We start from the raw sequence: 25,434 nt of genomic DNA on the forward strand, positions 1-25,434 counted from the left end.
TGGGTTGGTTTATTGGGTAGCTTCTATGATGGCTTTGATGGTGGCGGCAGGGTCGGCCGCGAGGCCTTCCTGACGGTGGATGATTTCGCCTTTGGCGTTGAGAACGGTGATCAGGTTGGAGTGGGCGAAGTCCCTGGCGTCAATCTTGCGGTATTGTATGCCGAGAACGACGGCAAGCTCCTGCACGGACGAGGTTTCCCCGGTCAGCAGGGTCCAGCGGGTGGGGTCGATGTTATTTTCCTCCTGGTACTCGGCGAGCCGGGCCGGGGTATCGGTTTCGGGGTCGATGGAAACAAAGGTGAAACCCGTCTTGGCGGCGACGTCCTTGGGCAGCCCTGCTTCGATCAGGCGCATGTCCGCAAGCAAACGGGGACAGGCGAACTTGCAGGTGGAGTATCCCATGGTGAGAACCTGGACGCGGCCACCGAGTGACTTGAGTTTGCGGTCGTGGCCGCCCTGGTCCTTCCAATCACTGTCAATCTGATAGATGGAATCGGCGCTAGCCTCCACCGCTTCAGGCGTGGGGTGTTCGGAGCAGCAGGATTTTTTCTCACCTTCGGCAATCACCGGGAAGCCGACGTTCGCCTCCTCCTCAGCGGTGGTGGCTTCGGCGGTGTTAGATGCTTGCTGTTTGGAATCACAGGATGAAAACACCAATGTTAGAAGACATCCTGTCATGAGAGACACTGTGAATTTCATGGTAATAAATAGGTTGATGATTACTTGGCGGGCGTATCGTCGGATACGAGGTCAGCCGCACAGCGGAAACCGAGGTTGGCCGTGGTGTAGTTACCTTTGAGCGATGAGCGGAATGCGTAGCGCATGAAGGCGGCGTAATTGTTGACATCCGTCGATGTCAGCGCACCACCAGCGCAGAAGAGATTGCGTTCGATGCCGGAATCACCGCGCGATTCACCGGTGACCATGGCGTTATTAAAATCCTCGTTCCATTCCCAGATGAGACCGTGGAGTGCGCGGACACCGTAGATGTTCGGGGGAAAGGATTCCGGTGACGCCATGGCTGTGGAGGGTCGCTCAGAGTACCACTTCAGGATCACCTGGGTGTAGGCGTCGTCGGAGGTGGCGTCGGCCTTGGTGCTGTCCGCCCGGGCGACGTATTCCCACTCATCAACGGTTGGCAGACGCTTCCCGAGCGACTGTGCATAAGCGCGGGCGGCGAACCAGGAAACATGGGTGACCGGGGCATCGAGGCCGTTTCCGGGATCGGTGTCAGATTTCCAATCTTTTAAATACGATTTGTCGGCGAAGAGGCGGCTGACCTTCGACCGTTGCCAGCGCGGGTGTTTTTTGACAAATGCAAGAAACTGACCCTTGGTGACGGAGGTTTTATCGAGCCGGAATGCCGCGACCTTGCGTGGTGTTTTGTCCGTGGTATAAAGCGGGACATAGGAGCCTGCGGGGATATTCGCCATGGAGCCTTCCTCTCCCGCCACAGCATTGGTTTCTGTGGCCGGAGACGAAGGCTCCACACCCATCGCCAGACCACCGCTGAGAAGCAGTAGGCTGGTAAGGGTGTGGAGCGCTTTCATTGTCGGTTACGTGGTTGTTGTTTGACGGAAACACCAGGTGTTAGTGCCCACCGTCAGGAGCTGTGCCCCCTTTGGCACGAATGGCTTTGACCTCTTCAGGAGTAACCTCGTAACCCTTATTACCCCATTGGCTGTAGACGTAGGTCAGGACGTTTGCGACAGTCTCATCGTTGAGATCGAGCTTGGGCATGACGCTGTTGAACTTGTTGCCGTTGACCACGACTTCGCCGGCGAGGCCATTGACCACGGTGCTGATCGCACGGGACTTGTCCGCGTTGAGGTAGTCGGATTGGGCAAGTGGCGGGAAGGCAGCGGGGATACCGGCACCGTTGGCCTGGTGGCATGCCATGCAGATCTGGGTGTAGGTGTCTTTTCCGCGTGCGATACGCTCTTCCTTGTTTTTGGCGGGAGCCTGGGCTTTGCCGTTGTTAGGCATCGATTGGATGGCTCCACCCTCGGGCTGGTAAACGCGGTCGTCGGTTTTTCCTGAATAGACCGCCGTGTTGGTGCCTTTGTCACCACCGCCAGCCTTGAGCATGCCGATGGCACCTTTGTTGAAGGCGCGGAAGATGGAGTGATCCACGAGGATGAATGTGCCCTCGGTATCGAGGGTAAACTCGACCATGGTGCTGCCACCTGCGGGAACAAGGGTGGTTTGCACGTTGAGATTGGGCTGACCGAACCCGCCCTCCGTGTAGACCTTGTCGAAAATCTCACCAATCACGTGGAAGGAGGAAACAAGGTTCGGGCCGCCGTTACCTACAAAGAGACGGACGGTATCACCCACATCCGCCTGCAGTGCATTGTCGCCGGTCAGTGCGCCGACAGAACCGTTGAACACCACGTAGTCGGCGTCCTCGCGGATGGCTTTTTCCATGCTGAACGGCTGGAGACCGGCCTGGCCATACTTGCCCTTGGTGTAGAAATCACCCTGCATGACGTAGTATTCCTTGTCGACCTTCGGCAAACCTTCCTTGGGCTCGACCAGGATCAGGCCATACATACCGTTGGCGATATGCATCCCCACGGGAGCCGTGGCGCAGTGGTAAACAAACAGGCCGGGGTTGAGTGCGGTAAATGAGAACACGGATTCGTGTCCTGGCGCGGTAAAGGATGCGGCCGCTCCACCACCCGGACCGGTGACGGCGTGCAGGTCGATGTTATGTGGCATCTTGCTGGTGGGGTGGTTGGCGAGGTGGAACTCGACGAAGTCCCCTTCACGCACACGCATGAATTTCCCAGGTACGCTACCGCCGAACGTCCAGAACGTGTAGTCGACACCATCAGCCATCTTCTTGACCACTTCGGTGACCTCCAGGTTCACAATGACCTTGGTGCGGTGCTTGCGTGTGATCGGCGGCGGCACGTTGGGCGCATCCGTGAGGACGGCGACCTCTTCGCCCTTGAGTTCTTCTGTGACAACGGTCTTGGCTTTGTCCTGGCCGCTGGAATTACTGCCAGTGGAAGGCTCTGCTTCGGTCTTTTCACAGGCGGTGGGAAGCACGGCGGCCATGCCGGCGGCGAGTGCTATGAGGATGTGTTTTGTGTATTTCATTGTGTGGTCTGGTTCTGGCCAGTGACGGGTATCACCGGTATTTGTTGTACGGTGCAAGGGCTTGTTGATAGCTCAAGCACCGCCAATGGCCGCGAGATAACACCCCACACCCAGTATATAAAGAAAAAAATACATTTTATTCTTAAATTATGTTTAAGTGATCGGGGGGTGGGAGATCGCATGCATGGAGACAAAAAATACGACCACCCCGGAATGGGACGGCCGTATGGGATATTTGCTGCTGGATGTACCAGGAAGCTCGGTTCGGCAGCGGGCTAGAAATCGTAGTTGATCTCGGCGGAAGCGCGGGTGATGTCGATCTGCGGGCCATCCCCCATCAGGTGGGCTGCCTTTAAAATGAATTTAGCGTTTTCGCCAATTGGCTTGGCGGCCACGTAGTCAACTTCCCAGCCAAGGTCCACTCCGCCGGATTCCTCGCTGTAGTTGTGCACGGAAAGGGTGTGGCTCATGCCCAGTGCCTTGGTTCCGATCCACCCGTAGAGGTCGACGAGGCCAAGGCCGCGTGGGTTGGTACCAAGGTAGGCATCCGCAAAGCCGTTGAAGGCGTGGTTGGTCCCGACGGGGAAGAGGAACTGGCCACCTTTTCCGTCACTGGTCATCACCTCGAAGCCCACACCGTAGTTACAGCAATCATGGTTCTGGCCGACTTTTCCCCGGAAGTAGTATTCCTGGTAATCCAGCGTGTTGTTATCCGCATCCGTTTGCATCGCGACGGTAAAGAGGTAATTGATGCTGCCGTTTTTACCCTCTAGCTCGACGCCGTAGGTATCCGTTGAGTTAGGGGCGGAGTTGTCGAACTTGAGTAAATATGCAAAGGCGCGGAGAGTGTGGTCTTCAATGCCCGTGTATTCTGTGTGGATGAGGTGGCTTTCACCATCCCAGAAGTCAAGTCCCTGCGCCGGTGTCTGGTCGCCGAAGATGCGGTTGACCTGATCCACATAAGCGTAGGTGAAGGTGAGGTTTTCGATGGACTTGTTTTCCAACACGACCGCGTCAAACGTCTGGTCGTTCTGGCGCCATCCGATGGCGCCGATGAAACGCTGGTCGCCGAAGGTAATGTACTGACGACCGACCGTGATATTGGTATCGATGGCCTCGATGTTATAGGACAGCTGCAAACGGTTGAGCTCGAAGTTGTCCGGATCGGCGATGACCGAGCGCCCGTTGTTGATGAATCCGGGGAACGGCGTGTATTTGCCACCGTTGGTCAGGATCACCGTGTTCTCACCCTCGGCGAGGAATTTGAAGCCGGCTATGGCATCGGTCTTAATACCGTAACGGGCTCGTAACGAGCCGACATAGGCTTCGTCGAGATTGTCCATATCCGCGTATTCAAAGCGCAGCCGTGCTGTGCCGAACAGGTGGATGCTATCGAGGATGGAGCCCCCCTTTTCAGCTGCGGGTGCTGGGACCTCTACTTCCGGACCCGCCATGGCGGTGAAGCTGGAGGCTGACATCAGGGCGAACGCCGACAGTGCGATGTTGGCTGTTTTGCTGTGTGGTTTCATGGTTGTTATCTGGTAGGTTCGTTGGTTAATCAGTTTGTGAGAGAGCTTGGTGTTGATGCGAGTCAGTTCTTAGTCGGTCTTGTTTGCACAAGCGTACCGCATGATCGCCAGGTGTTTACCATGCCGTCCGATCTCATCAGGCTTCCAGCAACACATGGGGGAAAACGATAGCTCCGCAGGGCTGGATGCCTGATCATCCGGATTGCTGACAACCCTATCAGATACTTGCTCATTGAGACTAATATCCATGTCCACTGCATACTCGAGCTTGAGTTGCATGAGTTCGTAACACAAATACGGATACAAAGAAGAATTAAATAAAAATTTTTCGTTTATTGGTGCTTGATTATTTTACTGGTGGGTGTTTGTTGTCGTGCGCGTAGAGCACGAGTTTTGCTTTATTGGCCACAATCCGCTTTTGTAAACCAACTTAAACAGGCATCGTGCAAATAGGAAAAACAGCACAAAACGCAGTCGCTGCCGTTAGTTATTTAGCGGAATGTTACCGCGATGAGCTTGGGCCCATGAGTTCCCAAGCCGTGGCTGAAGCCAGGGGCTTGTCGAAACCCCTCGCTGCAAAAATCCTGACAACCCTCTCACAGGCAGGCATCATCAAAGGCTCCACGGGTCCCGGCGGTGGCTATGAGCTTGCCATGGAGCCATCCGACATCCGCCTGCTTGATGTGGTAAGACACTTCGAACTACAGAACAAAGCCGTGATGTGCCCGTTTGGTGAGGGCTGGTGTGGTAACTACGATCCTTGCCCGCTACACGACAATATCGTGAAGCTTGGCGAGGAGATGGAACAGTTTCTTGTGAAGAATAATTTCGGCGGCTTTGCCAAGCCAGGTTGCTCATCGAAGCGGCCTGACGGTGCTTGAAAAGTGGTTGGCAGCCCCGTCGGTTCAGGCTATATACCCGGGTAGAGCAGCGCACAACTCAACCCAAGCCCAAATACCATGCTAAAAGAATTCAAAGAATTTGCCTTCAAAGGTAATCTTGTTGATATGGCCGTAGGATTCATCCTCGGCGGAGCCTTTGCCACCGTTGTCAAATCCCTGGTGAGCAATGTCATTATGCCTCCACTTGGACTGCTGCTGGCAGGTGTCGATTTCACCAAGCTGAAGTGGACACTGAAAGCTGCCGAGGGCGACAACAAAGCCGTCGAGATTGCCTACGGTCAATTTCTCACCGATGCCATCTCGTTCTGTCTGCTTGCCTTTGTCGTCTTCCTTGTGGTGAAGAAATTTATCGCGGCCTTTGAGAAAAAGGAGGCGGAAACACCGGCAGCACCACCGAAGCAGGAAGTCCTGCTCGAGGAGATTCGCGACGCTTTGAAAAAGTAACCCGGCCTCCAAGCATATGTGGGGCGGTCTGTCATGTTGGCAGGCCGCCTTGCTTTTTACAGAAAATACGACCACCCTGTAGCCTGCAATGTGTACGATGACATGGTGGCGTGATGAAAATGGCTACGAGGTCTTTTTTAATCGAGATGAACTCAAAACCCGGTGCCGGGCACTACCGCCGGCGTTGAGGGTGGCGGATAACGGCACCCGCTTCCTGGCTCCCGCCGACCCCGATGCCGGTGGCACGTGGATGCTGGTCAATGAATCGGGTCTGACCGTCTGCCTGCTGAACCGATGGCACGAGACGGCTGCAAGGAACACAACCAAACGCAGCCGCGGCCGGCTTGTGTTGGATTTTGCCGGTGCGCGTCACGCGGTGGAGGTTATTAAAAAACTTCGCAACACGGATTGTGCCTCCTACAAAGCGTTTACCCTGGTGGCCATCGACCGGCATGACTTGTTGGTCGAGGCATGGGACGGCAAGACGATGTCTTCCGAAATCCCACAGGCACCCCTGACGTCGTCATCCTACCGCTATCAGGAGGTCAGACAGTCGCGGTGCGAGCGCTACAGGGAGCTGGAAATCATCCACCCCGACACCTTGCGTGATTACCAGTCGGGTAAGGACCCACCAACGGCGTATACGGTGCGCATGAACCGCCCGGATGCCCAGACGTGGAGCCGATCCCACGTCGTCGTTGGGCCGTCACAAGCGACCTGGAGGTATCTGGAGGAAATGCCGGACCTCGCCGGCGACAGCATCGAACATCACTCCAAACTTGATATACGCCGATGATGGACCCGGGTCTGGTTGCCGATACTGTTTCTGCGTTGTTAGATGAGCTGCGCCTGCTGTCCGACCGACCATGGTTGTTAGCCCTGGCCCTGGCCCTGGCGACCTATGGCAGTGAGGATCTGGCGTGTATCGCCGGCGGCCTCATCGCCGCCAGTGGCGAGTTATCGTTTGCAGCCGTCTCGGCGGCCTGTGCCGTGGGGATCTGGACGGGTGACGTGGCGCTCTATTGCCTCGGCATGCTCTTTACCAAGGGTGCTTTGCAATGGAAATGGCTGACAAAAAAAATGCGACCCGACCGCATTCAACGCGGTGCCCGGTTTTTCGACAAGTATGGTGCCCGCTGGATCTTTGTCAGTCGGTTCATCCCCGGCTCCCGCGTGGTTTCCTATCTGGCGGCGGGTGCGACCGGTTGGAGCCTGAAAAAATTCTGCCTGGTGCTGGCACTGGCATCGATGGTTTGGACACCCGTACTCTGCGGTATCGCGATGTTGACGGGAAAAGCAGTCATTGGCTGGCTGAAGCTCTACGAGCAATCCGTCGGCTGGATTCTACTGGCCGCCGGCTTGTTTATCTGGGCACTGCTCAAGCTGGTCCTGCCGATGTTTAACTGGCGGGGAAGAAGGATGCTTTATGGGCGCTGGCTACGCTTGAGCCGATGGGAATTCTGGCCGTCGTCGGTGGTGTATCTGCCTGTGGGGCTTTACGCCCTCTGGCTATCCCTCAAACATCGGAGCCCCACCCTGTTTACCGTTGCAAACCCGGCGATGGCACACAGTGGTTTTGCCATGGACTCGAAGGGCGATACGCTGGCACTTTTTAAAAACAGCCCGATGCTCCCGGCGTATACCCGCCTCCCGTGCGGTCAATCACGCATGCAGGAGCTGACGCGTTTTATGGAGGAATCCAGCCTAGACTGGCCCATCGTGCTCAAACCCGACATCGGTGAACGCGGCCAGGGTGTGGCGGTGATCAAAACCGAGGAACAGGCGCGCAACTACCTGGCGAACTGCCATGAGGAAGTGATTGCCCAGGAGTATGTCGGCGGGCTTGAATTCGGTGTCCACTACGTCCGCATGCCGGATGAGATGACGGGTCGGCTTTACAGCGTGGCTGGCAAACACCCACAAAAACTCATCGGCGACGGGCGCAAAAACATCGAGCATCTCGTCCTCGAAGACCCGCGGGCGGTGGCAATGGCGGGGTATTATCTGAGAAAATTCGCCGACCGCCTCGACGAGACACCTGCCAAGGGTGAAGCCGTCATTCTGGCGGAAATCGGCACCCACGCTCGCGGTGCCGTCTTTACCGACGACCGGAAGGAAATCACGCCGCAACTAACAGAAGCCATCGATCGACTTACCCGTTCGGCTGATGGGATTCACTGTGGTCGCTACGATCTCCGTGTGCCCAGCGTCGAGGATCTCCGCGCCGGAAAAAACATCAAAATCCTCGAGTTCAATGGCGTTACCGGTGAACCGGCCCATATCTATCAGCCGGGTTACCCGGTATGGAGAGGGATCACCGACTTATGCCGGGCGTGGAGGTTCGCCTACGAGGCCGGGGCACAAAACCGTGCCCGGGGCCACCAACCAGCCCGCCTGGCGGAGCTATTCACCGTCATCCGGGAACACCGCGGCAAGAACTGGTTCGAGGTGGATGATCTTTAAGCGTTTGGTCTCTGTGATAAGCGACCAGTGATGGCAGGGCTGATAGCGTGCATAGCCTTGGAGTGCGCAGAACCCGACATCAGGAGGACTCTGCGCTTTTCATACTGGTTAGGCGCTACAGCACCATGTCCCTACCAATCACCAATACGTATGTAAGGGAAAGGTAAAGGGCAGGCACATAACCGTCATATGCCCACAACCCTCAGTGACACCCTGTTGAGCTTTTCAGCTATGGTGGTGTCGATGACAGGTTGGGTTTCCATGCTTTGCCGGTGGAAAATCTACGGGGTGTTAGGGTTGCCGATCTGACGGAGCAGGTTCATGGCTGGCTGATAATTGCGGTCGATGCCGAGACAGTTCCGGCACGCTTCAAATGCCTCCATTTTCTGCCCCTTGCGCAGGTGCACGGTGGCGCGGGCGTACGGGTAGCTGACTTCACGCGGATTCAGCTGCTCGGCCCGGAGCAGGCTGTCGATCGCTTCGTTGAGTTTGTTCTGCCCCGCCAGAAGCAACCCGAGGTTATACCAGGCGCGATCGTGACCCGGGTTGACTTTTACCACCTGCCGCAGCAGCTCCTCGGTCTTGTCCTTTTGGCCAAGCTCGGCGTAGGTGAGCGCCTGAAGGTAGAGATAACGTGCATTCTGGGGATCGAGCTGGGCGGCGATCTCCAGTTGGGCGAGTGCTTCCTTGGGCCTTTGCATCTGACCTAACAAAATAGCGTAATACTCGTGGGTGCCGGGGGATGTTTTATCGAGTTCGAGCGCCTTTTTCATCCACTTCTCTGACTCCGGCAGGTTGTTGGCTTCGGATTCAAGCTGGGCCATACGCATGGCACCCGACGGCTGGTCGGCGGTGAAGATGATACTCGCTTTTAACTCCTTGAGGATCTCCGACCGTTCGGAAAGGCGTGTGCGCCACGCCCAGGAGGCGGCCATCCGGACTTCCTTGACCGGGTCCTGCAGCATCGGCTCCAACCACGGCCCGTTATCCGGGCTGAACTCGAGCACCTGACAGGCTGCGGCGCGCACCAGTGACTCCTTGCTGTGGACACCCTGACGACCGAGATACTGGACCCGTGGATCGGTGGCGTAGGGTTGCATGACCTGGAGCAAGGTGGCTTGCCAGTAGGGGTTGGTTTCTTGTTCGTAGGCCTTGAGCATGGGCTCGAGGCTGTCGGGCATTCCCGCGTAAACCGAACTGATGGCGCGGGTCCTGGCGCGTTGACGCACGCGCTCCGGAGTGCGCATCTTGTCGCCATACCAGGTTTCGGTCCACTTGATCGACCACTCGGTATCCTTGTCCGTGTGGCATTTGTTACAAGCATTGGGAATGGCATGCTCCTTGGTAAGCTGCGGGTCGGGGACGTGGAACCCGTGGTCGCGCCGGGGGTCGCGGCCCATGTAGGTGGTCTCGGTCATATGGCAATCCACACAGGAGTGGCCGGAGCCGACGTCGTTGTGTTTTCCGACATCAAAGTGGTGTGAGTGGGCGGCGGGGTCGATGATGACAGCCCCCTGAATACGTCCATTGGAGCCAGCTCCGTGGCAGGACATACAAAGGGTGTTGTTTTCCAATGGCAGCTTGAGTTTGGTGCTGTGCACGTCATGGCAATCGGCACAGCGGACCCCCTTGTGGCCCATGTTGCTGATACGCAGGGAGGTCCAGACGTAGTCTTCATCGCGGATCTGGCCATCGGCATAATACAGGTGCGGCAGCGTCGGCAGCTGGAGCTGGTAGTGGTCGCCATACTTGTCGCCGATATGGAAGGTATCGTTGAACTCGGCGCGCCGACTGTGGCAGGTCGCGCAGTTGTCGTAAATCCGGTCCGGGTGCTCCTTTTTCAGCTTCTGCTGTTTGGCGATATCGATCAGGCAGCCTGTTTTGCCATCCGCCTGCTCGGCGACCTGCCCGTGACACTGGGTGCAGCCGACGCCCATTTCCTTCCAGTGGGTTTTGTAGGTATCGGTTTCGAGGTCGTAGTTTTTGCGGAAATCGGTCATGTGGCACCAGGCGCACTGGGTGTTCCAGGTCATGCCGCGGCCGGTCCAGTGACCCCAGTCCTGCTCGGTGCGCATGTCGCCGTTAAAGACGTCGAACCATTCCTTTTCCTTCGGGTCCCATGCCGCGCTGGGTGTCTGCCACCGCCCCCCACTGGCGGCAACAAGATACTGGATCAGCGGTTTGATACCGATCACCATGCCCGCGGTGTGGTCTTTGCCGTTGGCGGTGACCGTGAGTACCCCCTGGTCCTTGGTGAACGACCACTTTTCCGCCCCGGACTCGAATCTTTGGCCTGAGAAGGGTTCCGTATCCAGTGACATATCAATCCGTCGGTTTGCCTGTCCGTGGTCGGACCCCTGCCAATGGTGGTGGATCGCCTTGTGGCATTCCTGACAGCGTTTGGAGATGGCGTTCTGCCCGGGCAGCTTTGCCAGCTCGGCATGGAGCTCCGGGTGGGCCTCGCCGGTGGTGCCGGTGACCAGCTCAAACTCAGGTGAGGCATCGCGTCCGTCGTCCGAGCCGGCCTTTTTGTCTTCGCAGCAACAAAGCACGAGGACAAGCCCGGCGGTAAGGCTGCATTTGATGATAGGAAAGTTCATGAGTCTGTTAGTGGAATTTTGCTTCCTGAAAAAGGATCGTGGTGGCGTTGAAAAGCGCATGGATGGAGATCGGTGCCCAGATCGAACCACTCAGCTCATAGGCGAGAACCAGGACCAGCGCAAGGAAGACCAGCGGCACAAAAGCCATGACGTTGAAGTGCACCACGCCAAAGAGCAAGGAGGAGAGGATGGCGGCGAAAAAGCGGTCGGAGTAGCGTTTGGTAACGGTGTAGATGTAACCGCGGAATACGATTTCCTCAGCGATTGGTGCGATCAGGATCACGCTGACGGCAATCATCACACGGATGGTGACGGCACTGGTTTCCTGATAGGTTTTAACCGTCTGCTGAAGCTTTGCCTGGTCGCCAAAGTAGTCGCTGAGCCACGCGTTGTAACCAGTCATTTCCAAACCAAAAAGGAAGAGGTAGGTGACAATGACCCCGGCCGGTGCAATGACAACCAGGTAACGGGCATTCCGCCAGGCCAGGCCAAGGAAATCCACCAGGTTGATTTGACGGAACACCAGCAGGACCACCACCAGCATCGGCGGCACCAGTTGAACGATAAATCCCACCGTCAGGATCAGCGGGGTGATCTTGACCGACACCGGGTCTCCATGGTCATCGAGCTTCGGCGGGTCCAGGTATTCCTTGAGAAACGTGGCGTAGATGGCAAAGAAGATCGACAAACCAAGGATGTCGATGATGTTCAGGCATTCCGTGCTGACATTTCCGTGCCGGTTCCACCCAAGCCCCGGGGCACTTTTACGGATCAGGCCATAAACGGGAAAAGCACAGGCTGCGAGCGCCACACACAATAAAAAGGTGTAGATAAAAACGGAATCGGAGGTGATAGACATCGGGTGGGGCGGCAGTGTAGGGAAACTGAGCGAAGTTTGAAGTTTGAAGTTGCGCAGTTTCAGTGTGTGATCGGGGCATGCCAGCAACCACCCGAAACAAGCTGATCGATGCCGCTCAGGTGCTGATACGTGAACTGAAGCCCCTACGTTTCAATGATCCGGTCAGCCATATCTATCTATCGACCGAATACGCATGGGAGCGACACCGCGAGTATCTGGAAAAATTTGGCTCCGGCAGGAAAAGGGTCCTGATGCTGGGAATGAACCCGGGCCCGTGGGGGATGGCGCAGACCGGTGTGCCCTTTGGCGAGATTACAGCTGTCCGCGACTGGATGGGTATCTCAGGACCGGTTTGCAAACCCGACAATGAACACCCTAAACGCCCGGTGGAGGGATTCGCCTGCACCCGCTCGGAGGTCAGCGGCAAAAGGCTTTGGGGCCTGTTTTCCTCCAAGTTCCCCGACCCGGCTACTTTTTTTCAAAACCATTTCATCGCCAACTATTGTCCTCTGGTCTGGATGGGGGAAACGGGAAAAAACATCACGCCTGACAAGTTGCCCAAAGCAGAGATGGAGCCGGTCGAGGTGGCTTGCCGCAAACACCTGGCCGCCGTGATCTCCGCGATCGAGCCGGAGTGGCTGGTCGGTGTGGGCGCGTATGCCGAGAAAAAGCTCATCGAGGCGGCCACGGAGTATTTTCCTGGCCAAACATTCCAGACCGGCAAAATCCTCCACCCGTCACCGGCATCACCGATGGCCAACCGTGGCTGGGAGCCACAGGCAGAGAAGCAACTGGTAGAGATGGGTGTCTGGAAGTAGAGTGCCAACCAGGAATGACTAGAACAACTACATCAAGGATGGGCCGCTTTGCCCTCACAGGCTGCCTGATGGCAATGCTTAGCCAGTGTGCGGATCTCGGGGTCAGCGAAAAAAGGGCTCCCGTTGTTAGGCTGGCCAAACCCGTCAGTGGTCTGCACGACGGCAACGTCTACCCCCAGGCCTATCGTTTAGCCTACCAGCAGATCATACTTGGCAGGAAAAAGGAAAAACATGCCCCGTCGGAGTCGATCCATCACTATCTGACGGCGGCGGATATTGCCTACGAGAGTGGCAGTGACTCCCTCCTCCCCCTCTATAACCACGCGGTCGGGCAGCTGGCCGACATGCTGGTGCAACACCCCGGTGCCAGGAAGGCCTCCGGCATCACCATCGTTTCTAACACCGACGGCACCTTCGCAAGCATCCACGACATCATCCCCGCCGATTGCCTGAAGGCCCGTGGCTGGCGGACGATGGTGAAGCAGGACGGCGTCGGCGCCCCCGTGGTGATCCGGCGGGAGAAAAACGCCATCACCGGGGTCGATCAAATCCTGGCCACCCCGATTGGACTCAGCTACCCGGCCACGGCTGTACTCGAATTCAACCCGGGGAAGCGGCCACAGCTACGGTTCTACGATCCCACCAAGCATGCCGACATCAGGTTTTGGGGGAAACGGCGGCCGCTCGCCAATCATTTGACCATGCCGCTGGCCGTTTCATTGGAGCAGGGCTCGCCGGTATGGAAGGACACCCTGCTCAAGTGGTTTGGCGTTTTTGTTCCCATGCATTTTGTCCGTAATATGCAGCTTTACATGACCGCGCCCTTTGACGCCGACAAGATACCGCTCATTCTGGTGCATGGTCTCAAGGCGGACCCGACGATCTGGCATGACGTGATGAACGAGCTCAACCGTGATGCCACCATCCGTGGGAAGTACCAGATCCTGGCTTTTTACTATCCGACCGGTCTTCCCCTCAGGATTCCGAGTGCGGCTCTCAAAAGGGAGCTGAACAAACTCTACGGTCACTATACCAAAGCCGGGCGGGGGCATGTGGGCCGGCAAATGGTCATCGTCGGCCACAGTCTCGGCGGCGTCCTAACAAGTGTCAATGTCCGCCGCATCGAAAAAGGCCTGATGCGCAAGGTGTTCCGCACCCCCGTGGATCATACGCAACTGAACGCCGGGGCGATGGAGGAGTATCAATATCTGATCAACGGACCCGACCCGCACTTTGTAAAGCGGGTGATCTTTATCGCCACACCGCACCAGGGTAGCCGGAGGGCTGATGTCTATCCTGTCAGACTGCTTACATCGCTGGTGAAAATACCGCAAAACCTGCTCTTCCTGAAGGTGCCGGAGACCGCGGCGGCCTTGACCGATTTTGGCCGGTCCCTGTTCGGGACAGAAAAAAAGGAAAACAGCCTGTCCCTTTTACGATCACAAAGCGCAACACTCAAAATTGTGACAGACAGTCCAATTTACCACCACATCAAGTATCATTCGATCATGGGGGATCGCGGCAAAGGAAACACGCCTAACAGCTCAGACGGCGTCGTCGACTACCAGAGCTCGCATTTGGATGGCGCAAGCTCTGAACTGATCGTGCCGTCCGGACACAACGCCTATGAACACCCGAAGGCGATCGAAGAGATAACACGCATCCTGCACCTCCATCTCAAGAATGACTGACCGTGCCCAAGCTCCCGGAGAACAGGCAAGTCTGCAAACAAATCCACATGCACGGCTTGGCCAGTGGCTGGCGGCTATCAAATCCTGGCCTTGGAAAAAATCATCCCGATTGGCAGGCCGCGCGCTGGTCTTTACGCTTGCAGTCATCGTGGCTTTGTATCTCTGGGGCATGGTGTTCTACAACGGCCCCTTCTCCCAGGCAGGTGCCGCCAACTTTTTGTTAGCCTCGCTCTGGCTGCTGCTCAGCCTTGCCCTCTATCGTCGGGTCATCGGGGTGAAAAACAAGCTGTTAGCCGTATCGACCGCTGTCGGTCTGGTCATCATTCCCTACAGTCGCATCCAGCCATCCAATGACCGGCCATGGAGTCCTGAATTCGCCCGCACTGGCTACACCGGGATTGCGGGTGATCTGGTTTACATGCACAACATGAGGAACTTCGACTACACAGAGGCCGGAGAGGTGAGCCCCCGCTGGGAAACCCGCACCGTCCACCTCTCGAACCTGCGTGGTCTCGATCTGTTTCACGACACCTTCATGGGGGATCTCATGGGTCACCCCATCTTGTCCTTTGACTTCGGGCCTGATGGCCGTGTTTGCCTGTCTGTGGAAACCCGGCGCGAGACAGGCGAGACCTTCACCCCCTTCGGCGGCCTCTATAAACTGTTTGAGCTGCAATACCTTTTTGCCACCGAAGAGGACTGCATCCGCCTTCGCACCAATGTGAGAAAAGAACCCGTCTATCTCTATCAGATCGATGCCCCCCTTGAGGAAATCAGGGAGATGTTTTTGACTTCTGTGGACATTCAGAATGAGCTGGCGGAAACACCAAGGTTTTATAACGTGATCAGTGCCAACTGCACCACCAGCCTGCGGGCGCAGAGGCCGAAGGGAAAACGCGGCGCCTGGGACCACCGCATCCTGTTCAACGGGTTGTTGGACGAGTGGCTCTACGAGCGTGGTCGACTAAAAACCCACGGCCTAAGCTTCGCGGAATTGCGCCAACGATGCCTGATCAATGAAGCCGCCGGGAAAGCACACGATTCGCGGGATTTCTCCAAGGCAATCCGACAGCCCTTATCAAGGAGTGATTAGCTCACCAAGTTTTGTGAAAGCAAATGCGTGCTGTAGCGAAGGGTTTGTCAGCTTCTATCTGGAAGGCGCGGGCAAGTGCGCCTGGTAGTTTTTCATCGTCTGTGGACTTAGTCTTGGTTTCCCGAAGCCGTGGTTTCCACTGAGTGCCTCGGCGATGATACGGGCGGCGTTGACCCGGGTGCCTCCCCCTGTCTGGGAAACAACCACGTCGGCTTTGCTGAGCTGGTTGACACTGGTGTGCGGTGGGACAAACTGGTCCGGAATCCAGATCTGCTCGCGGATGATGTCGATGTGCTCACGGCAACCTTTTTTGCAATGGTGGGTGCAGTGTATGACCTCGCGATCCCGGTACTCCCAGTAGCCCGGGACGATGTAGCCCGGAAAGTGGCTGGTCTCGGTCCATCGCTCCGTGCCCAGGTTGGTGAGGAGAAAGGTGTCGTGCCCTTGCGCAAGGGCGATTTCAGCGGCACGCACCCTGACAAAATAGCTGGCAAAATCATGGCCGGGTTTGTTAAAGGTCTCGAAGCTCACCTGCACGCGGTTTTTGTCCAGTGATCTCTCGCTGAATCCTCCCCACGATGTCGAGCTTCCTTCCCATGGTTTTTCAGGCCGCTTGGTAAGTGGTTGGTAATACTGCTTCGCCGGCGAACAACTCTGCAGGAATGCCAGACAGGTCAGCAGCAGGATGGTGGGGAACAGGGTTTGCATATCAATGCGGGCTGGGGGCATCTGCGGTCGGGGAAGCCTAACGGCACTTCACGACGTAGGTGCCGGTCATGCTGTCGTGCCACCCGCGGGCCGTCGAGCCGAGAAATGAAAACGCCTCAAACGGGATCAGGCGGGCGAATGTACGACCGACGAATTTTCCGAAGGAGGGTCTGTTGCCACTGGCATCGACGACCTTGGTTCCCGTGACAAGCTTGCCAAGGGTCCGGCCGGTAAAGCCTTCGACCAGGAGGTAGTAGACCACAAAGAGACCAACGCCGACCAGGTTACCACCGATACCCTGGAGGAACTCGACTCCGTCATCGCCGCCGACGAGGCCGATGACCAGTCCCAGCCCGAAGCCAAGCACGAGTTGGGAAACTATGCCGTCGATCAGGTAGTTGACAAACCGCAGCCCGGCGGATACCGGCACCGGCAATGCAGTTTCTCCGGTCAGGTCAGGTGCGACAACATCCTGGGTTGCCGGGGCGATATAGGGGTTGATCGGTTCGTCAGACATGTACGTGGTGTGCTGTTTTGGAAAATCTCTAACCGGGGTTTAATACCCCTGCTCCTTCATGAAATCGGCAACCCACTCAATGCCGTACTTACCATTGATGAAGTCCGGGTGGTCGATGATTTCCTGCTGGAACGGAATGGTTGTCTTGATTCCATGGATTTTAAACTCCGAGAGAGCGCGCTTCATCCGTGCGATGGCGATCTCCCGTGTCGCGGCAGTGACGATGAGCTTGGCAATCATCGAGTCGTAGTGCGGCGGCACACTGTAACCGGAATAGACGTGGGTATCGACCCGCACGCCCTTTCCCCCCGGGGTGTACCAGAGGTTGATGGTGCCCGGGCTGGGGCAAAAATTGTTATAAGGGTCCTCCGCATTGATGCGGCACTCAATGGAATGACCCCGGGGCGTGGCGTCGAGCACGTGGTCGGACAAGGGCTCGCCGGCGGCGACGCGGATCTGCTCCTTGATCAGCTCGCAGCCCATCACCTCCTCGGTCACGGGATGCTCCACCTGGATGCGGGTGTTCATTTCCATGAAGTAGAAGTTTTCCGCCTTTTCATCGACGAGGTATTCGATCGTGCCCGCATTTTCATATCCGATCGCGGATATCAGGTTGACCGATGCATCGGCCATACGCTTGCGCAAATCCGGGGATATGAGTGGCGACGGACACTCCTCGATGATTTTCTGGTTGCGGCGCTGCATCGAGCAGTCGCGCTCGCCAAGCTGGATGAAATTGCCATGGGTGTCGGCAATCACCTGGATCTCGATGTGGTGCGGCTTGAGCACCAGTTTTTCCAAATAACAATCGCCGTTGTTAAAACAGGCGACCGCCTCCTTGCTGGCCTGGTTATACATCTCGATGAAGTCCTCTTCCCTCATGCAGGGGCGCATACCACGGCCACCGCCACCGGCGGTGGCTTTGATCATCACCGGGAAGCCGATTTCCCGGGCGAGCTTGAGGCCGTGTTTGGCGTCTTCCAACATCCCCTCCGAGCCAGGGGTCACGGGAACACCATTGGCCACGGCGGTTGCACGGGCGGTGTTCTTGTCTCCCATCTTGCGGATCACCTCGGCGGAGGGTCCGATGAACTTGATGTTGCAGCTGTCGCAGATCTCCACAAAACGTGCGTTTTCAGAAAGAAAGCCATAGCCAGGGTGGATGGCATCAGCTCCGGTGATCTCGGCGGCGGCGATGATGCGGTCGGGTTTCAGATAACTGTCCTTACTCGGAGCGGCGCCGATGCAGACCGACTCATCAGCCAGTTGGACATGCATGGAGTCGACATCCGCCTCGGAGTAGACGGCGACCGATTCCACACCGAGTTCACGGCATGCGCGGATGATGCGGAGGGCGATTTCCCCCCGGTTGGCGACAAGAACTTTATTAAACATGGAGCGTTCGGGTTTGTGGGTGCGGTGAGATATAGCCACCTACCCACATCATGACTTTTTTACTGCACACGGAACAGGGCGTCACCAAACTGGACAGGCTCGCCGTCCTGGGCGACGATTTCCGTGATGGTGCCGGAAGTCTCGGCCTTGATTTCATTCATCACCTTCATCGCCTCAATGATACAGATGGTCTGGCCTTCGCTGATGGTATCACCCACGGCTACAAACGGCGCGGCATCCGGTGATGAGGCAGCGTAGAAGGTGCCAACCATCGGGGCGGGGATCTCGTTGCCAGCCGCTACGTCGGCACCCGCGCCAGCATGGGCGGTAGAAGCGACGGGGGCGGCATGCGCTACAGCGGGAGCAGCAGGCATGGCGGCCTGGGCCACCTGCACGATATCAGCTCCTTTTTTCATTTTCAGATCCACCCCCTCTTCCTTGAGATGGAAATAGCTGAGCTCATGCTCGTCCATGAGTTCCACGATTTTACGAATTTCCTTAAGATCCACAGTAGTATTGGTTGGTTGTGAACAAGCATTGGAAAACGGCTCCCCGCTGCTTGCGATGGGCAGGATACTAGGGGGCACGGGTGCCCTGCGTCAAGACAATCCCAAATTCTGGCCAGAGGCAGGTTTTATCTATTGCCATTGCAGTCCGTGGCCCGGGATGGCACCCTGATGGCGATGATTTCCCGCAAAAAAATCCATTACGAGGCGACGGCCTGGCTCGGGCAGTATCTCTACCACTTCGGGCGCTACTCAGACATCCCGCTGGTCTATGATGACCTGCTGCGCTTCACCGGCGCTGTGCCCTACGAGGACCCCAACGGTAAGGAGACCCTCTGGCTGACGGTGATGTACCCCCATGATGTCATGCTGGAACTCAGGCCGCAGTTGACCAGGATCTACACCGAGCTCAAGGTTGGCGGCGATGCCGAGCACCACGAGCACCTGACCATCGACCGGATTGACTTCGGCGAGTTTGGAAACTCCCGGCCCTTCAGAATCCGGATCACCAACCAGTACAACGACAACTCGGATTACTTCTACGTCAAACACGCCGATGCCTCGCGCATCTACGGCCTGGAGCTCGAACACATCCTCTCACCCAACAGGATCAACTACCTGGCCCGGGGCAATACCCTGATCGAAGAACACATCGCCGGCGTGCCAGGGGACGTCTTTATCAAAAAACACCTGCGTATGCCCGAAGTCAACAAGGTGCGTGTGGCCAAGGAGTTTGTAAAATTCAACGAGCGTTGTTTTATCCGACTGTTAGGCGATATGCGGTCGGTGAACTACGTGCTGGATATCACCCCCGACTTCGAGGCGGTGCAGTACCGGGTGCGGCCCATCGACTTCGACCAGCAAAGCTACCACGGCAGGGCGAAGACCTACATGGCGTATCACTTCGACAGTAACAAGGCGGTGACCCGACTCAGTTTCCGTGAGATGCACCGTCGGACCATCGCCCAGTATGCCGAGGAGGAGCGCACCCAGATGGCGCGCCGTGCCCGGGCTGAGCGGGCCCGTTTACAAGCCCTGCTGCGCACCATGGCCCGCGAGGACCTGGCACCGGTGGAGAATATTGTCAGGCTTCGCAACGGCCTGAACCGGGTGCATCAAACCGACATCTTCTCCGATTGCGAAACCATGGGCGCACTCACCAAAAGGCACATCGAGCACATGCTCTTCAACAAGGAGTTTTCCTACAACCGGAAGAAACAGATCCTGGGGTAGGGGCGGAGAATGGTGAATTTTGAATAGTGAAATTAGGCGGTTGAATTCGGCAGCCGGGACTGAGCTGGCAGGGTGCTTGACTGCACCACGGGCTTGGTTTGTTTCGGGGTGATTTTCGACAACACCCCCTCAAGCATCGGCGTCATCAGGTTGAGCTTTTTCATCTGGATGGCGAAGTTCCACAGCGGCTCGAATTTTTTCCAGCCACTGGTGTAGAAAAAGTGCTTCAGCTGGTGTTTGGCGGAGCCGTGGAACAGGGAGGCTTTTACAATGGCATGCCACTTGTAAAAATCGCGGTAAGCGCGGTGGTAACCCGTTTCCAGTTCGGCCGGGGTCATGGCGCTGGGCTGGAAGGTGACGTGGCGGGTGTCGTACAGATCCCAGTCATGCGTGGTGATCCGGCAGGCCTTTTCCATCTGCTGATAGAAAGCCGTGCCCGGATAGGGCGTGGCAATGTGGAAGGTGGAGGTGGTGATCCCGGATTCCACCGCCCAGTCGACGGTGCGCTGGAAAACGGTCGGGTCATCACTGTCGAGGCCAAACACAAAACTGCCGTTGATCATGATGCCGAGATCGTGGAGGCGCTCGATGGCACGGTTGTAGTCGCGCCCCAGATTCTGCCGTTTATTGCTTTGCACCAGGTTGCCGGAGTTGATCGATTCGAAGCCGACAAAGATACTGCGTAGCCCGGCGGCGGCGGCGTGTACGATCAGGTCGCCATCGAGGATGGAGTTGACCGTTGCCGCCCCCTGGAAAACGCGGTTCATTCCCAGCATGCCGGTAAACAGATCGCGGGCGAAGCGTTTGTGTCCTAACAAATGGTCGTCGAGGAAATAAAGATGGCGACCAGGCAGGCGGTCGATCTCCGCGAGGGCATCATCGACTTGCTGGGTGTAAAATGATCTGCCACCCTGGAAAAAGGCATCCTTGTAACAGAAATCACAGTGGTGCGGACAGCCACGGCTGACGACAATTGAGTTCGGCACGAGGTAACGTTTTCTGTCGATCAGATCACGCCGCACCGCCGGGATGCCGAGCAGGGTTCGGGTGTTGGAAACGTACCTTGCCCTGGTCTTGCCCGTGCGAAAGTCGGCTAGGAACCGGGGAAAGGATTCCTCCGCCGGGCCGATGAAAATGGTATCGGCATGTTGTGCCGCCTCCTCCGGCAACGAGGTGACATGCAGGCCACCAAGGATCACGTATGCACCACGGCGACGGTAGTGGTCGGCGATCTCGTAGGCCCGATAGGCGTTGGTGATATAGACCTGGATGGCAACCACGTCCGGCGCGTCGTCCAGCACCAGCTTCTGCACATGCTGGTCAACGATTTCCGCCTCGTCGTCAGGGGATAAAAAACCCGCCAGCGTCGCCAGCCCGAGCGGCGGAAACAGCGAATACTTGATCGGCCGCCAAAACGGGCTGTCGGCCTCGGTCAACGAAGGGAGGATGAATTTATAAGTCATGGCTGAACCCCATCAGAGCCGACAACCAAGAAAATAGGATGATGCCTGTGTGAAAAGTCGATGAATTTTATGGTAGGCTAGGTTTCCAACTTGGCGGCGGGCTTGGGAATGGGCAAGCCGGGCAGGATGCGATCACTTAGGTTGTCGGCAACTTGCAAAGTCGCCCTACTTTCCTTCCCTGCACCTGGATAAAATGACCAGCGCGTAGCCGGTGCCGTAGGCGTAGTGGTAGTCGTAGAGCGGGTAGTCCCACCAGGAGCCGTTTTTTTCCTGCCGGTCGATCATCAGCTGCGCGAGTTTTTGTTTGTACATGCCGCGTTCGTTTTCCGGCAGGATGTCGATGCACTCGGAGGCGTAGTAGTGGCCGTAGTAGTAAAAGTAGCCGGCGACACCGGCGGGCGCCTCGTGGGGGACGGGGCGTTTACGGCCGTGGTCGAGCCAGCCTTGTCGGTCGAACAGGCGTTGCAACCAGGTGCGGATGACTTCGTCCGTCACGGCGGTGTCGCCAAACTTTCTCAGCGCGGCATTACAGACCTGGGACCGGCCGAGTGAGCCGGCGGGCCGGTTGATCCGGTTGCGCGGGTAATAGCGGTGCTCGAGGGAGTAGGCGTAGGTAAAGTCCGGGTTGCGCTGGAGCTGGAGGGTTTTGACGGCGCGTTTGACGAGGACGGGCGGGAGATCGAGTTGCATGGTTTCGGCCGCATCGTGCATGGCCAGCATCGCGGTGGCGGTGGTGAAACTCATGGTTTTTCCCGAGGGCTTGGCCGTTTTCAAGTCGTCGAGGTCCAGGTACCCCCAGCCACTGTTGACATCCTCGATGTATTTGAGCTTGGCAATTTGAATGGCGGCCTGGCGGCGGTATTCGGCGCGTTTGACGGGATCATCGTGGTAACGATAGAGTGAGGCGAGCGCACGCAGGCCGTATGAGTGCGACCAGACGTTGTAGGTGGCGAGCCGGTTGATGTTGCGGTTGGTTGGCAGAACGGCTAGCAGCCATGCCTCGGCTTTCCCGATCGCGGCGAGTGTCGTCGGCCGCTGGTCGCGGCATTCTAACAACCCGTGCAGGGCCAGCGAGGAGCTTGCGATCTGGAACGCCTGGTGGCCATCCGGCACGGGGGCCAGGATGTTCAGCCCCTTGGTGCGTGTGGGTCCACCCCACGAGCCGTTTTTATTCTGATGGGAAACCAGGTAATCCACCCCTCTGGTGATGGCGGTTTCCATTTCAGGCTGACCAGCCAGCGCGAATTGGCTAAGCAGAGCCAGAAAAATAACAACCTTCATCAGAACAGTCTTGGTGGTTGGAGTTTGAAGCTTGAGGTTTACTTCACAATCACCTGCCCTTGTTCGAGCCCCTTGGTGATTACCACCCACTCCTTGTTAGACGGGCCCGTGGTGACTGCCCGGTCGGCTGTATTCCCATCGGCGAGTTTGACCTTCACGGTGTATCCGCCGGCGTCGGCCCGACTGAGGTAGCCGACGGGGATTTTGAGCGCCTTGTCCATCTTGTGGGTAATGATGCGTGTGGTCGCCTTCATTCCCGGCACCACGGCAAGGCCCTTGGGCAGGGTTGGTTTCAGGGTGGCACGGAAGGAGCCATCGATTTCGGGGTAGCCGCCAAGTTCCGTGAGGGTGACCGGGAAGCTCTGGTAAGGATCGAGGTGAGTGATCGCGTATCCGGTGGCACCCTGGCTGAGGGCGGAGAGACTGGTTTCTGCGGCAAAGGCGGTGAGCACGAGTGGCGCCTTGGCGGGGACGAAGCTCATCAGGGTCATGCTGCCCGGGAGTTTGCCACCGATATTGAGTACCTTGACCGCATTGGCGGGGTTCCAGCGACCGTCTTGTAGTTCGCCGTAGTAAACAAGGCCATCGGCCGGGGCGACGATGTTCATCATGGCGCGGTCGGCTTTGAGCTTGGCGAGTTTTTTGGCTTTTTCCGCGTCGTCGTGGATGGCTTTGGCCACGGCGAGACGCTTCTGCTCCAGGGTGCGCGGGAGATCCTCCTTGGCGGACGCATTGGCAATCTTGGCATTCTCGGCAGCGAGTTGCATCGATTTGAGCTTGCGTGGGATGCTGGTGTTGAGCTTCCACTCGGCATCGGATTTCGCGGATTTGAGGGCGAACTCGGCGCGGTCGACACCCTCGCGTGTGCGCTTGAGGATGATTTCCTCGGTTTCCTCGGTTTTTTGATCCTCACCATACATCTTGAGGAGCTGTTTGAGCTCTTCTTTTTGGTATTCGAGCGCGAACTCCGCCGTTTTCACACTGCGTTTGGTTTCCTCGATTTCCTTGGCGTGGCCGGTTCCGGTGTACCAGTCGAGGTTTTCCAAAGCCTCTTTTTCGCCCCGTGCGTAGGCCTCGAGGCTGCGTGGCGTGGTGATCTCGAGCTGGGCGAGGTCGTGTTTCGCCTGGGCGAGCGACAGGGCGTCGTCCTGACGGGCTTTTTCCATGGCGGCGATGTGGTCGTCCAGCGCCCGGGTATCGATGCCGATCAGGGTGTCGCCTTTTTTGACCACCGCACCCTGAGGCACGAGCGAGGTGATGGTGAAGTCCGACCAAGCTTCGGGTTTGATGGAAATGGCCTGTGACTCAGCGGGTAAAAAAACGGCGTTGAGGGTGGTTTCGATGTTAAACGGCTTGGGCTCGACCGTGTATTCGTCCGCTGCTGCGGTATGTGAAACGAGGGCCAGGCTGAGAAGTAATGAGTAGCGCATATTGGTGATGGAAGGTGGTGATGATGTGGAAAATAAAGAAGGTGGAAGCAGGGGCAAGGGAATGTGTGGTGATAGCGTCGCTGTCGGGCGCATTTACCTACTTAGCTATGCACTTCATGACATTAGTGGCTTTTCTTCCGTGCCAGCCAGATGGTGTGGGTTCTGGTTTTTCTGCCCCGGTGGGCGGCGGCAACGGCATTTTCGCTGACGTCGAAGCCCGCTTTGCGCAGGGTTTTGGTGAATGCCTTGTCCGGGCGCGCAGACCATACGGCGAGAATACCGCCACCTTTCAACGCTTGCTGGATTTCGCGCAGGCCCTGCAGTGAGTAGAGGTTGTCGTTTTTCTTGCCGTGGAAGGCGGAGGGACCGTTATCGACATCGAGTAAAATACAATGGTAGTCGCCATCCGCCTGGCGGATGAGTTTTTGCACCGGCTGGATCTTGATGGTGATCCGCTCGTCATCGAGCAAGCCCGGGTTGAGGTGTTTGAGGTGGGTGCGGTTCCACTTTTCGATGGCGGCCGTCAGCTCCGCGACCACAAACCGGGCGCGTTTGCCGGGTAGTGCCCTGGTGGCGGCGGCAAGGGTGTAACCCATACCCAGCCCACCTACCAGGACCTTGGGCTGGTTCACGGGTCGAAACGGCGAACAGGCGAGCTCGGCGAGGGTTTCCTCGGAGCCATGGGAAAAGCTCGTCATCAGCTGCTCACCGTGGGAGCAAATCATGTAGGTGCCGTCGTGTTCGATCAGTTCGAGCGGCTCACCTTCGGGGGTGCGGGTTTCGTCGATCTTGATGTAGGGTTTCATGGGGAAAAGTGGTCGGTGGTCGGTGGTCGGTGGTCGGTGGTCGGTGGTCGGTGGTCGGTGGTCGGTAATCGGTAATCGGTAATCGGTAATCAGTAATCAGTAATCGGTAATCAATGGTGTTGGTGGCGAGATTGCTGCTTGCGGAACCTGTGGACGGAGTGCTATAAAGTAGTTATGTCTGACGAGCAACAACAACAACCCGCCGAAACACCTGAGCCGCCAGCCGCCCAGGAAGCACCCGCAACGCCACCCGCAGGTGGTGGAGCTCCCGGTGCCGACAAAAAAATGCTGGCTGGGATACTCGGTATTTTAATTGGCTCACTTGGTATCCACAAGTTTGTCCTGGGGTACCAGAAAGAGGGACTCATCATGCTTCTGGTTACTGTTCTGACCTGTGGATTTGGTGGAATGGTAATGGGCATCATTGGTCTGATCGAAGGAATCATGTATCTCACCAAATCCGATGAGGAGTTTGTGAATACCTATATCACCCATCAAAAACCCTGGTTCTAACCGGACCGCCAACCCAATTTGCAAAACACCCCGCTGGATGACTCCGGCGGGGTGTTTTTCGTGATGGTTTATGCTGCG

General features: G+C 57.1%; 23 protein-coding genes. 9 read left to right on the forward strand and 14 right to left on the reverse strand.

The features are described 5' to 3' along the window. Window positions 1–9: 9 nt before the first annotated feature. The 4 genes from H7A51_12930 to H7A51_12945 form a co-directional block, all read right to left on the reverse strand. Window positions 10–699 (reverse strand): SCO family protein, encoded by a 690-nt coding sequence (locus tag H7A51_12930; protein MCP5537117.1) that lies wholly within the window; start codon window positions 697–699, stop codon window positions 10–12. 20 nt (window positions 700–719) lie between these two features. Beyond that, the gene (locus H7A51_12935) at window positions 720–1,433 is read right to left on the reverse strand and encodes a formylglycine-generating enzyme family protein (protein ID MCP5537118.1); all 714 of its coding nucleotides are present in this window, start codon (window positions 1,431–1,433) and stop codon (window positions 720–722) included. 157 nt (window positions 1,434–1,590) lie between these two features. After that, window positions 1,591–3,063, reverse strand: a complete 1,473-nt coding sequence (gene nirK / locus H7A51_12940; GenBank protein ID MCP5537119.1) for a nitrite reductase, copper-containing — start codon at window positions 3,061–3,063, stop codon at window positions 1,591–1,593. Between the two features lie 317 nt (window positions 3,064–3,380). After that, complete coding sequence (locus H7A51_12945) at window positions 3,381–4,634, reverse strand: alginate export family protein (GenBank protein MCP5537120.1); 1,254 nt, start codon at window positions 4,632–4,634, stop codon at window positions 3,381–3,383. A gap of 443 nt (window positions 4,635–5,077) precedes the next feature. Here H7A51_12945 and H7A51_12950 point away from each other — a divergent pair, with 443 nt between their 5' ends. The 4 genes from H7A51_12950 (at window position 5,078) to H7A51_12965 (ending at window position 8,443) form a co-directional block, all read left to right on the forward strand. Beyond that, complete coding sequence (locus H7A51_12950; protein ID MCP5537121.1) at window positions 5,078–5,515, forward strand: Rrf2 family transcriptional regulator; 438 nt, start codon at window positions 5,078–5,080, stop codon at window positions 5,513–5,515. A gap of 78 nt (window positions 5,516–5,593) precedes the next feature. Continuing rightward, the gene (gene mscL, locus H7A51_12955) at window positions 5,594–5,980 is read left to right on the forward strand and encodes a large-conductance mechanosensitive channel protein MscL (protein ID MCP5537122.1); all 387 of its coding nucleotides are present in this window, start codon (window positions 5,594–5,596) and stop codon (window positions 5,978–5,980) included. A gap of 88 nt (window positions 5,981–6,068) precedes the next feature. Continuing rightward, window positions 6,069–6,776, forward strand: coding sequence for an NRDE family protein (locus tag H7A51_12960; protein MCP5537123.1), 708 nt, complete (start codon window positions 6,069–6,071; stop codon window positions 6,774–6,776). Next, window positions 6,773–8,443, forward strand: a complete 1,671-nt coding sequence (locus H7A51_12965; GenBank protein ID MCP5537124.1) for a VTT domain-containing protein — start codon at window positions 6,773–6,775, stop codon at window positions 8,441–8,443. Before H7A51_12960 ends, H7A51_12965 begins: the two co-directional genes overlap by 4 nt. 281 nt (window positions 8,444–8,724) lie before the next feature. On the opposite strand, the gene H7A51_12970 is transcribed toward H7A51_12965, so the two are convergent. Both H7A51_12970 and H7A51_12975 read right to left on the reverse strand, forming a co-directional pair. Then, the gene (locus tag H7A51_12970) at window positions 8,725–11,043 is read right to left on the reverse strand and encodes a tetratricopeptide repeat protein (GenBank protein MCP5537125.1); all 2,319 of its coding nucleotides are present in this window, start codon (window positions 11,041–11,043) and stop codon (window positions 8,725–8,727) included. A 7-nt stretch (window positions 11,044–11,050) separates the two neighbouring features. After that, complete coding sequence (locus H7A51_12975) at window positions 11,051–11,902, reverse strand: CPBP family intramembrane metalloprotease (protein MCP5537126.1); 852 nt, start codon at window positions 11,900–11,902, stop codon at window positions 11,051–11,053. A gap of 77 nt (window positions 11,903–11,979) precedes the next feature. On the opposite strand from H7A51_12975, the gene H7A51_12980 reads away from it, so the two are divergent. From H7A51_12980 to H7A51_12990, 3 genes are read left to right on the forward strand one after another with little or no spacing between them, the layout of a single operon-like run. Then, entirely contained in the window at window positions 11,980–12,720 is a 741-nt protein-coding gene (locus tag H7A51_12980; protein ID MCP5537127.1) for a single-stranded DNA-binding protein, read from the forward strand. 38 nt (window positions 12,721–12,758) lie between these two features. Beyond that, window positions 12,759–14,411, forward strand: a complete 1,653-nt coding sequence (locus H7A51_12985; protein MCP5537128.1) for a hypothetical protein — start codon at window positions 12,759–12,761, stop codon at window positions 14,409–14,411. Next, window positions 14,404–15,504 (forward strand): DUF4105 domain-containing protein, encoded by a 1,101-nt coding sequence (locus H7A51_12990; GenBank protein ID MCP5537129.1) that lies wholly within the window; start codon window positions 14,404–14,406, stop codon window positions 15,502–15,504. The genes H7A51_12985 and H7A51_12990 overlap by 8 nt, the downstream gene beginning before the upstream one ends. Before the next feature lie 54 nt (window positions 15,505–15,558). Here the strand turns inward: H7A51_12990 and H7A51_12995 are convergent, their stop codons facing one another. Genes H7A51_12995 through accB form a run of 4 tightly spaced genes read right to left on the reverse strand, consistent with a single transcriptional unit; the run spans window position 15,559 to window position 18,633 of the window. Further along, window positions 15,559–16,233 carry a hypothetical protein gene (locus H7A51_12995; protein MCP5537130.1) on the reverse strand — a complete coding sequence of 225 codons (675 nt, stop codon included), beginning with the start codon at window positions 16,231–16,233 and terminating at the stop codon, window positions 15,559–15,561. Between the two features lie 16 nt (window positions 16,234–16,249). After that, window positions 16,250–16,729 (reverse strand): RDD family protein, encoded by a 480-nt coding sequence (locus H7A51_13000; GenBank protein MCP5537131.1) that lies wholly within the window; start codon window positions 16,727–16,729, stop codon window positions 16,250–16,252. 39 nt (window positions 16,730–16,768) lie between these two features. Beyond that, window positions 16,769–18,124 carry an acetyl-CoA carboxylase biotin carboxylase subunit gene (gene accC, locus H7A51_13005; protein ID MCP5537132.1) on the reverse strand — a complete coding sequence of 452 codons (1,356 nt, stop codon included), beginning with the start codon at window positions 18,122–18,124 and terminating at the stop codon, window positions 16,769–16,771. A gap of 59 nt (window positions 18,125–18,183) precedes the next feature. Continuing rightward, window positions 18,184–18,633: an acetyl-CoA carboxylase biotin carboxyl carrier protein gene (gene accB, locus H7A51_13010; protein ID MCP5537133.1), complete on the reverse strand. Its 450-nt coding sequence runs from the start codon at window positions 18,631–18,633 to the stop codon at window positions 18,184–18,186. Between the two features lie 168 nt (window positions 18,634–18,801). On the opposite strand from accB, the gene H7A51_13015 reads away from it, so the two are divergent. Next, window positions 18,802–19,863: a hypothetical protein gene (locus tag H7A51_13015; GenBank protein ID MCP5537134.1), complete on the forward strand. Its 1,062-nt coding sequence runs from the start codon at window positions 18,802–18,804 to the stop codon at window positions 19,861–19,863. 32 nt (window positions 19,864–19,895) lie between these two features. Here H7A51_13015 and H7A51_13020 read toward each other — a convergent pair whose 3' ends face one another. The 4 genes from H7A51_13020 to H7A51_13035 form a co-directional block, all read right to left on the reverse strand. Further along, window positions 19,896–21,326, reverse strand: coding sequence for a B12-binding domain-containing radical SAM protein (locus tag H7A51_13020; protein MCP5537135.1), 1,431 nt, complete (start codon window positions 21,324–21,326; stop codon window positions 19,896–19,898). Between the two features lie 165 nt (window positions 21,327–21,491). Beyond that, window positions 21,492–22,607 carry a hypothetical protein gene (locus H7A51_13025; protein ID MCP5537136.1) on the reverse strand — a complete coding sequence of 372 codons (1,116 nt, stop codon included), beginning with the start codon at window positions 22,605–22,607 and terminating at the stop codon, window positions 21,492–21,494. 38 nt (window positions 22,608–22,645) lie between these two features. Then, window positions 22,646–24,037: a hypothetical protein gene (locus H7A51_13030; protein MCP5537137.1), complete on the reverse strand. Its 1,392-nt coding sequence runs from the start codon at window positions 24,035–24,037 to the stop codon at window positions 22,646–22,648. Window positions 24,038–24,159: 122 nt separating this feature from the next. Continuing rightward, the gene (locus H7A51_13035) at window positions 24,160–24,843 is read right to left on the reverse strand and encodes a hypothetical protein (protein ID MCP5537138.1); all 684 of its coding nucleotides are present in this window, start codon (window positions 24,841–24,843) and stop codon (window positions 24,160–24,162) included. A gap of 174 nt (window positions 24,844–25,017) precedes the next feature. Between H7A51_13035 and H7A51_13040 the strand changes: the two genes are divergently transcribed. Continuing rightward, window positions 25,018–25,356 carry a TM2 domain-containing protein gene (locus H7A51_13040; protein MCP5537139.1) on the forward strand — a complete coding sequence of 113 codons (339 nt, stop codon included), beginning with the start codon at window positions 25,018–25,020 and terminating at the stop codon, window positions 25,354–25,356. Window positions 25,357–25,434: the final 78 nt, after the last annotated feature.

The sequence above is a fragment of the Akkermansiaceae bacterium genome, from assembly GCA_024233115.1.
Taxonomy (GTDB): Bacteria; Verrucomicrobiota; Verrucomicrobiia; order Verrucomicrobiales; family Akkermansiaceae; genus Oceaniferula.

Bases quoted from the DNA above. Each gene is read 5' to 3' on its own strand.
- H7A51_12930 (MCP5537117.1), bottom strand. From the start codon at position 699: ATGAAATTCACAGTGTCTCTCATGACAGGATGTCTTCTAACATTGGTG.
- H7A51_12935 (MCP5537118.1), bottom strand. From the start codon at position 1,433: ATGGCGAATATCCCCGCAGGCTCCTATGTCCCGCTTTATACCACGGAC.
- nirK (MCP5537119.1), bottom strand. From the start codon at position 3,063: ATGGCCGCCGTGCTTCCCACCGCCTGTGAAAAGACCGAAGCAGAGCCT.
- H7A51_12945 (MCP5537120.1), bottom strand. From the start codon at position 4,634: ATGAAACCACACAGCAAAACAGCCAACATCGCACTGTCGGCGTTCGCC.
- mscL (MCP5537122.1), top strand. From the start codon at position 5,594: ATGCTAAAAGAATTCAAAGAATTTGCCTTCAAAGGTAATCTTGTTGAT.
- H7A51_12960 (MCP5537123.1), top strand. From the start codon at position 6,069: ATGTGTACGATGACATGGTGGCGTGATGAAAATGGCTACGAGGTCTTT.
- H7A51_12965 (MCP5537124.1), top strand. From the start codon at position 6,773: ATGATGGACCCGGGTCTGGTTGCCGATACTGTTTCTGCGTTGTTAGAT.
- H7A51_12970 (MCP5537125.1), bottom strand. From the start codon at position 11,043: ATGAACTTTCCTATCATCAAATGCAGCCTTACCGCCGGGCTTGTCCTC.
- H7A51_12975 (MCP5537126.1), bottom strand. From the start codon at position 11,902: ATGTCTATCACCTCCGATTCCGTTTTTATCTACACCTTTTTATTGTGT.
- H7A51_12980 (MCP5537127.1), top strand. From the start codon at position 11,980: ATGCCAGCAACCACCCGAAACAAGCTGATCGATGCCGCTCAGGTGCTG.
- H7A51_12985 (MCP5537128.1), top strand. From the start codon at position 12,759: ATGGGCCGCTTTGCCCTCACAGGCTGCCTGATGGCAATGCTTAGCCAG.
- H7A51_12990 (MCP5537129.1), top strand. From the start codon at position 14,404: ATGACTGACCGTGCCCAAGCTCCCGGAGAACAGGCAAGTCTGCAAACA.
- H7A51_12995 (MCP5537130.1), bottom strand. From the start codon at position 16,233: ATGCCCCCAGCCCGCATTGATATGCAAACCCTGTTCCCCACCATCCTG.
- H7A51_13000 (MCP5537131.1), bottom strand. From the start codon at position 16,729: ATGTCTGACGAACCGATCAACCCCTATATCGCCCCGGCAACCCAGGAT.
- accC (MCP5537132.1), bottom strand. From the start codon at position 18,124: ATGTTTAATAAAGTTCTTGTCGCCAACCGGGGGGAAATCGCCCTCCGC.
- H7A51_13015 (MCP5537134.1), top strand. From the start codon at position 18,802: ATGGCGATGATTTCCCGCAAAAAAATCCATTACGAGGCGACGGCCTGG.
- H7A51_13020 (MCP5537135.1), bottom strand. From the start codon at position 21,326: ATGACTTATAAATTCATCCTCCCTTCGTTGACCGAGGCCGACAGCCCG.
- H7A51_13025 (MCP5537136.1), bottom strand. From the start codon at position 22,607: ATGAAGGTTGTTATTTTTCTGGCTCTGCTTAGCCAATTCGCGCTGGCT.
- H7A51_13030 (MCP5537137.1), bottom strand. From the start codon at position 24,037: ATGCGCTACTCATTACTTCTCAGCCTGGCCCTCGTTTCACATACCGCA.
- H7A51_13035 (MCP5537138.1), bottom strand. From the start codon at position 24,843: ATGAAACCCTACATCAAGATCGACGAAACCCGCACCCCCGAAGGTGAG.
- H7A51_13040 (MCP5537139.1), top strand. From the start codon at position 25,018: ATGTCTGACGAGCAACAACAACAACCCGCCGAAACACCTGAGCCGCCA.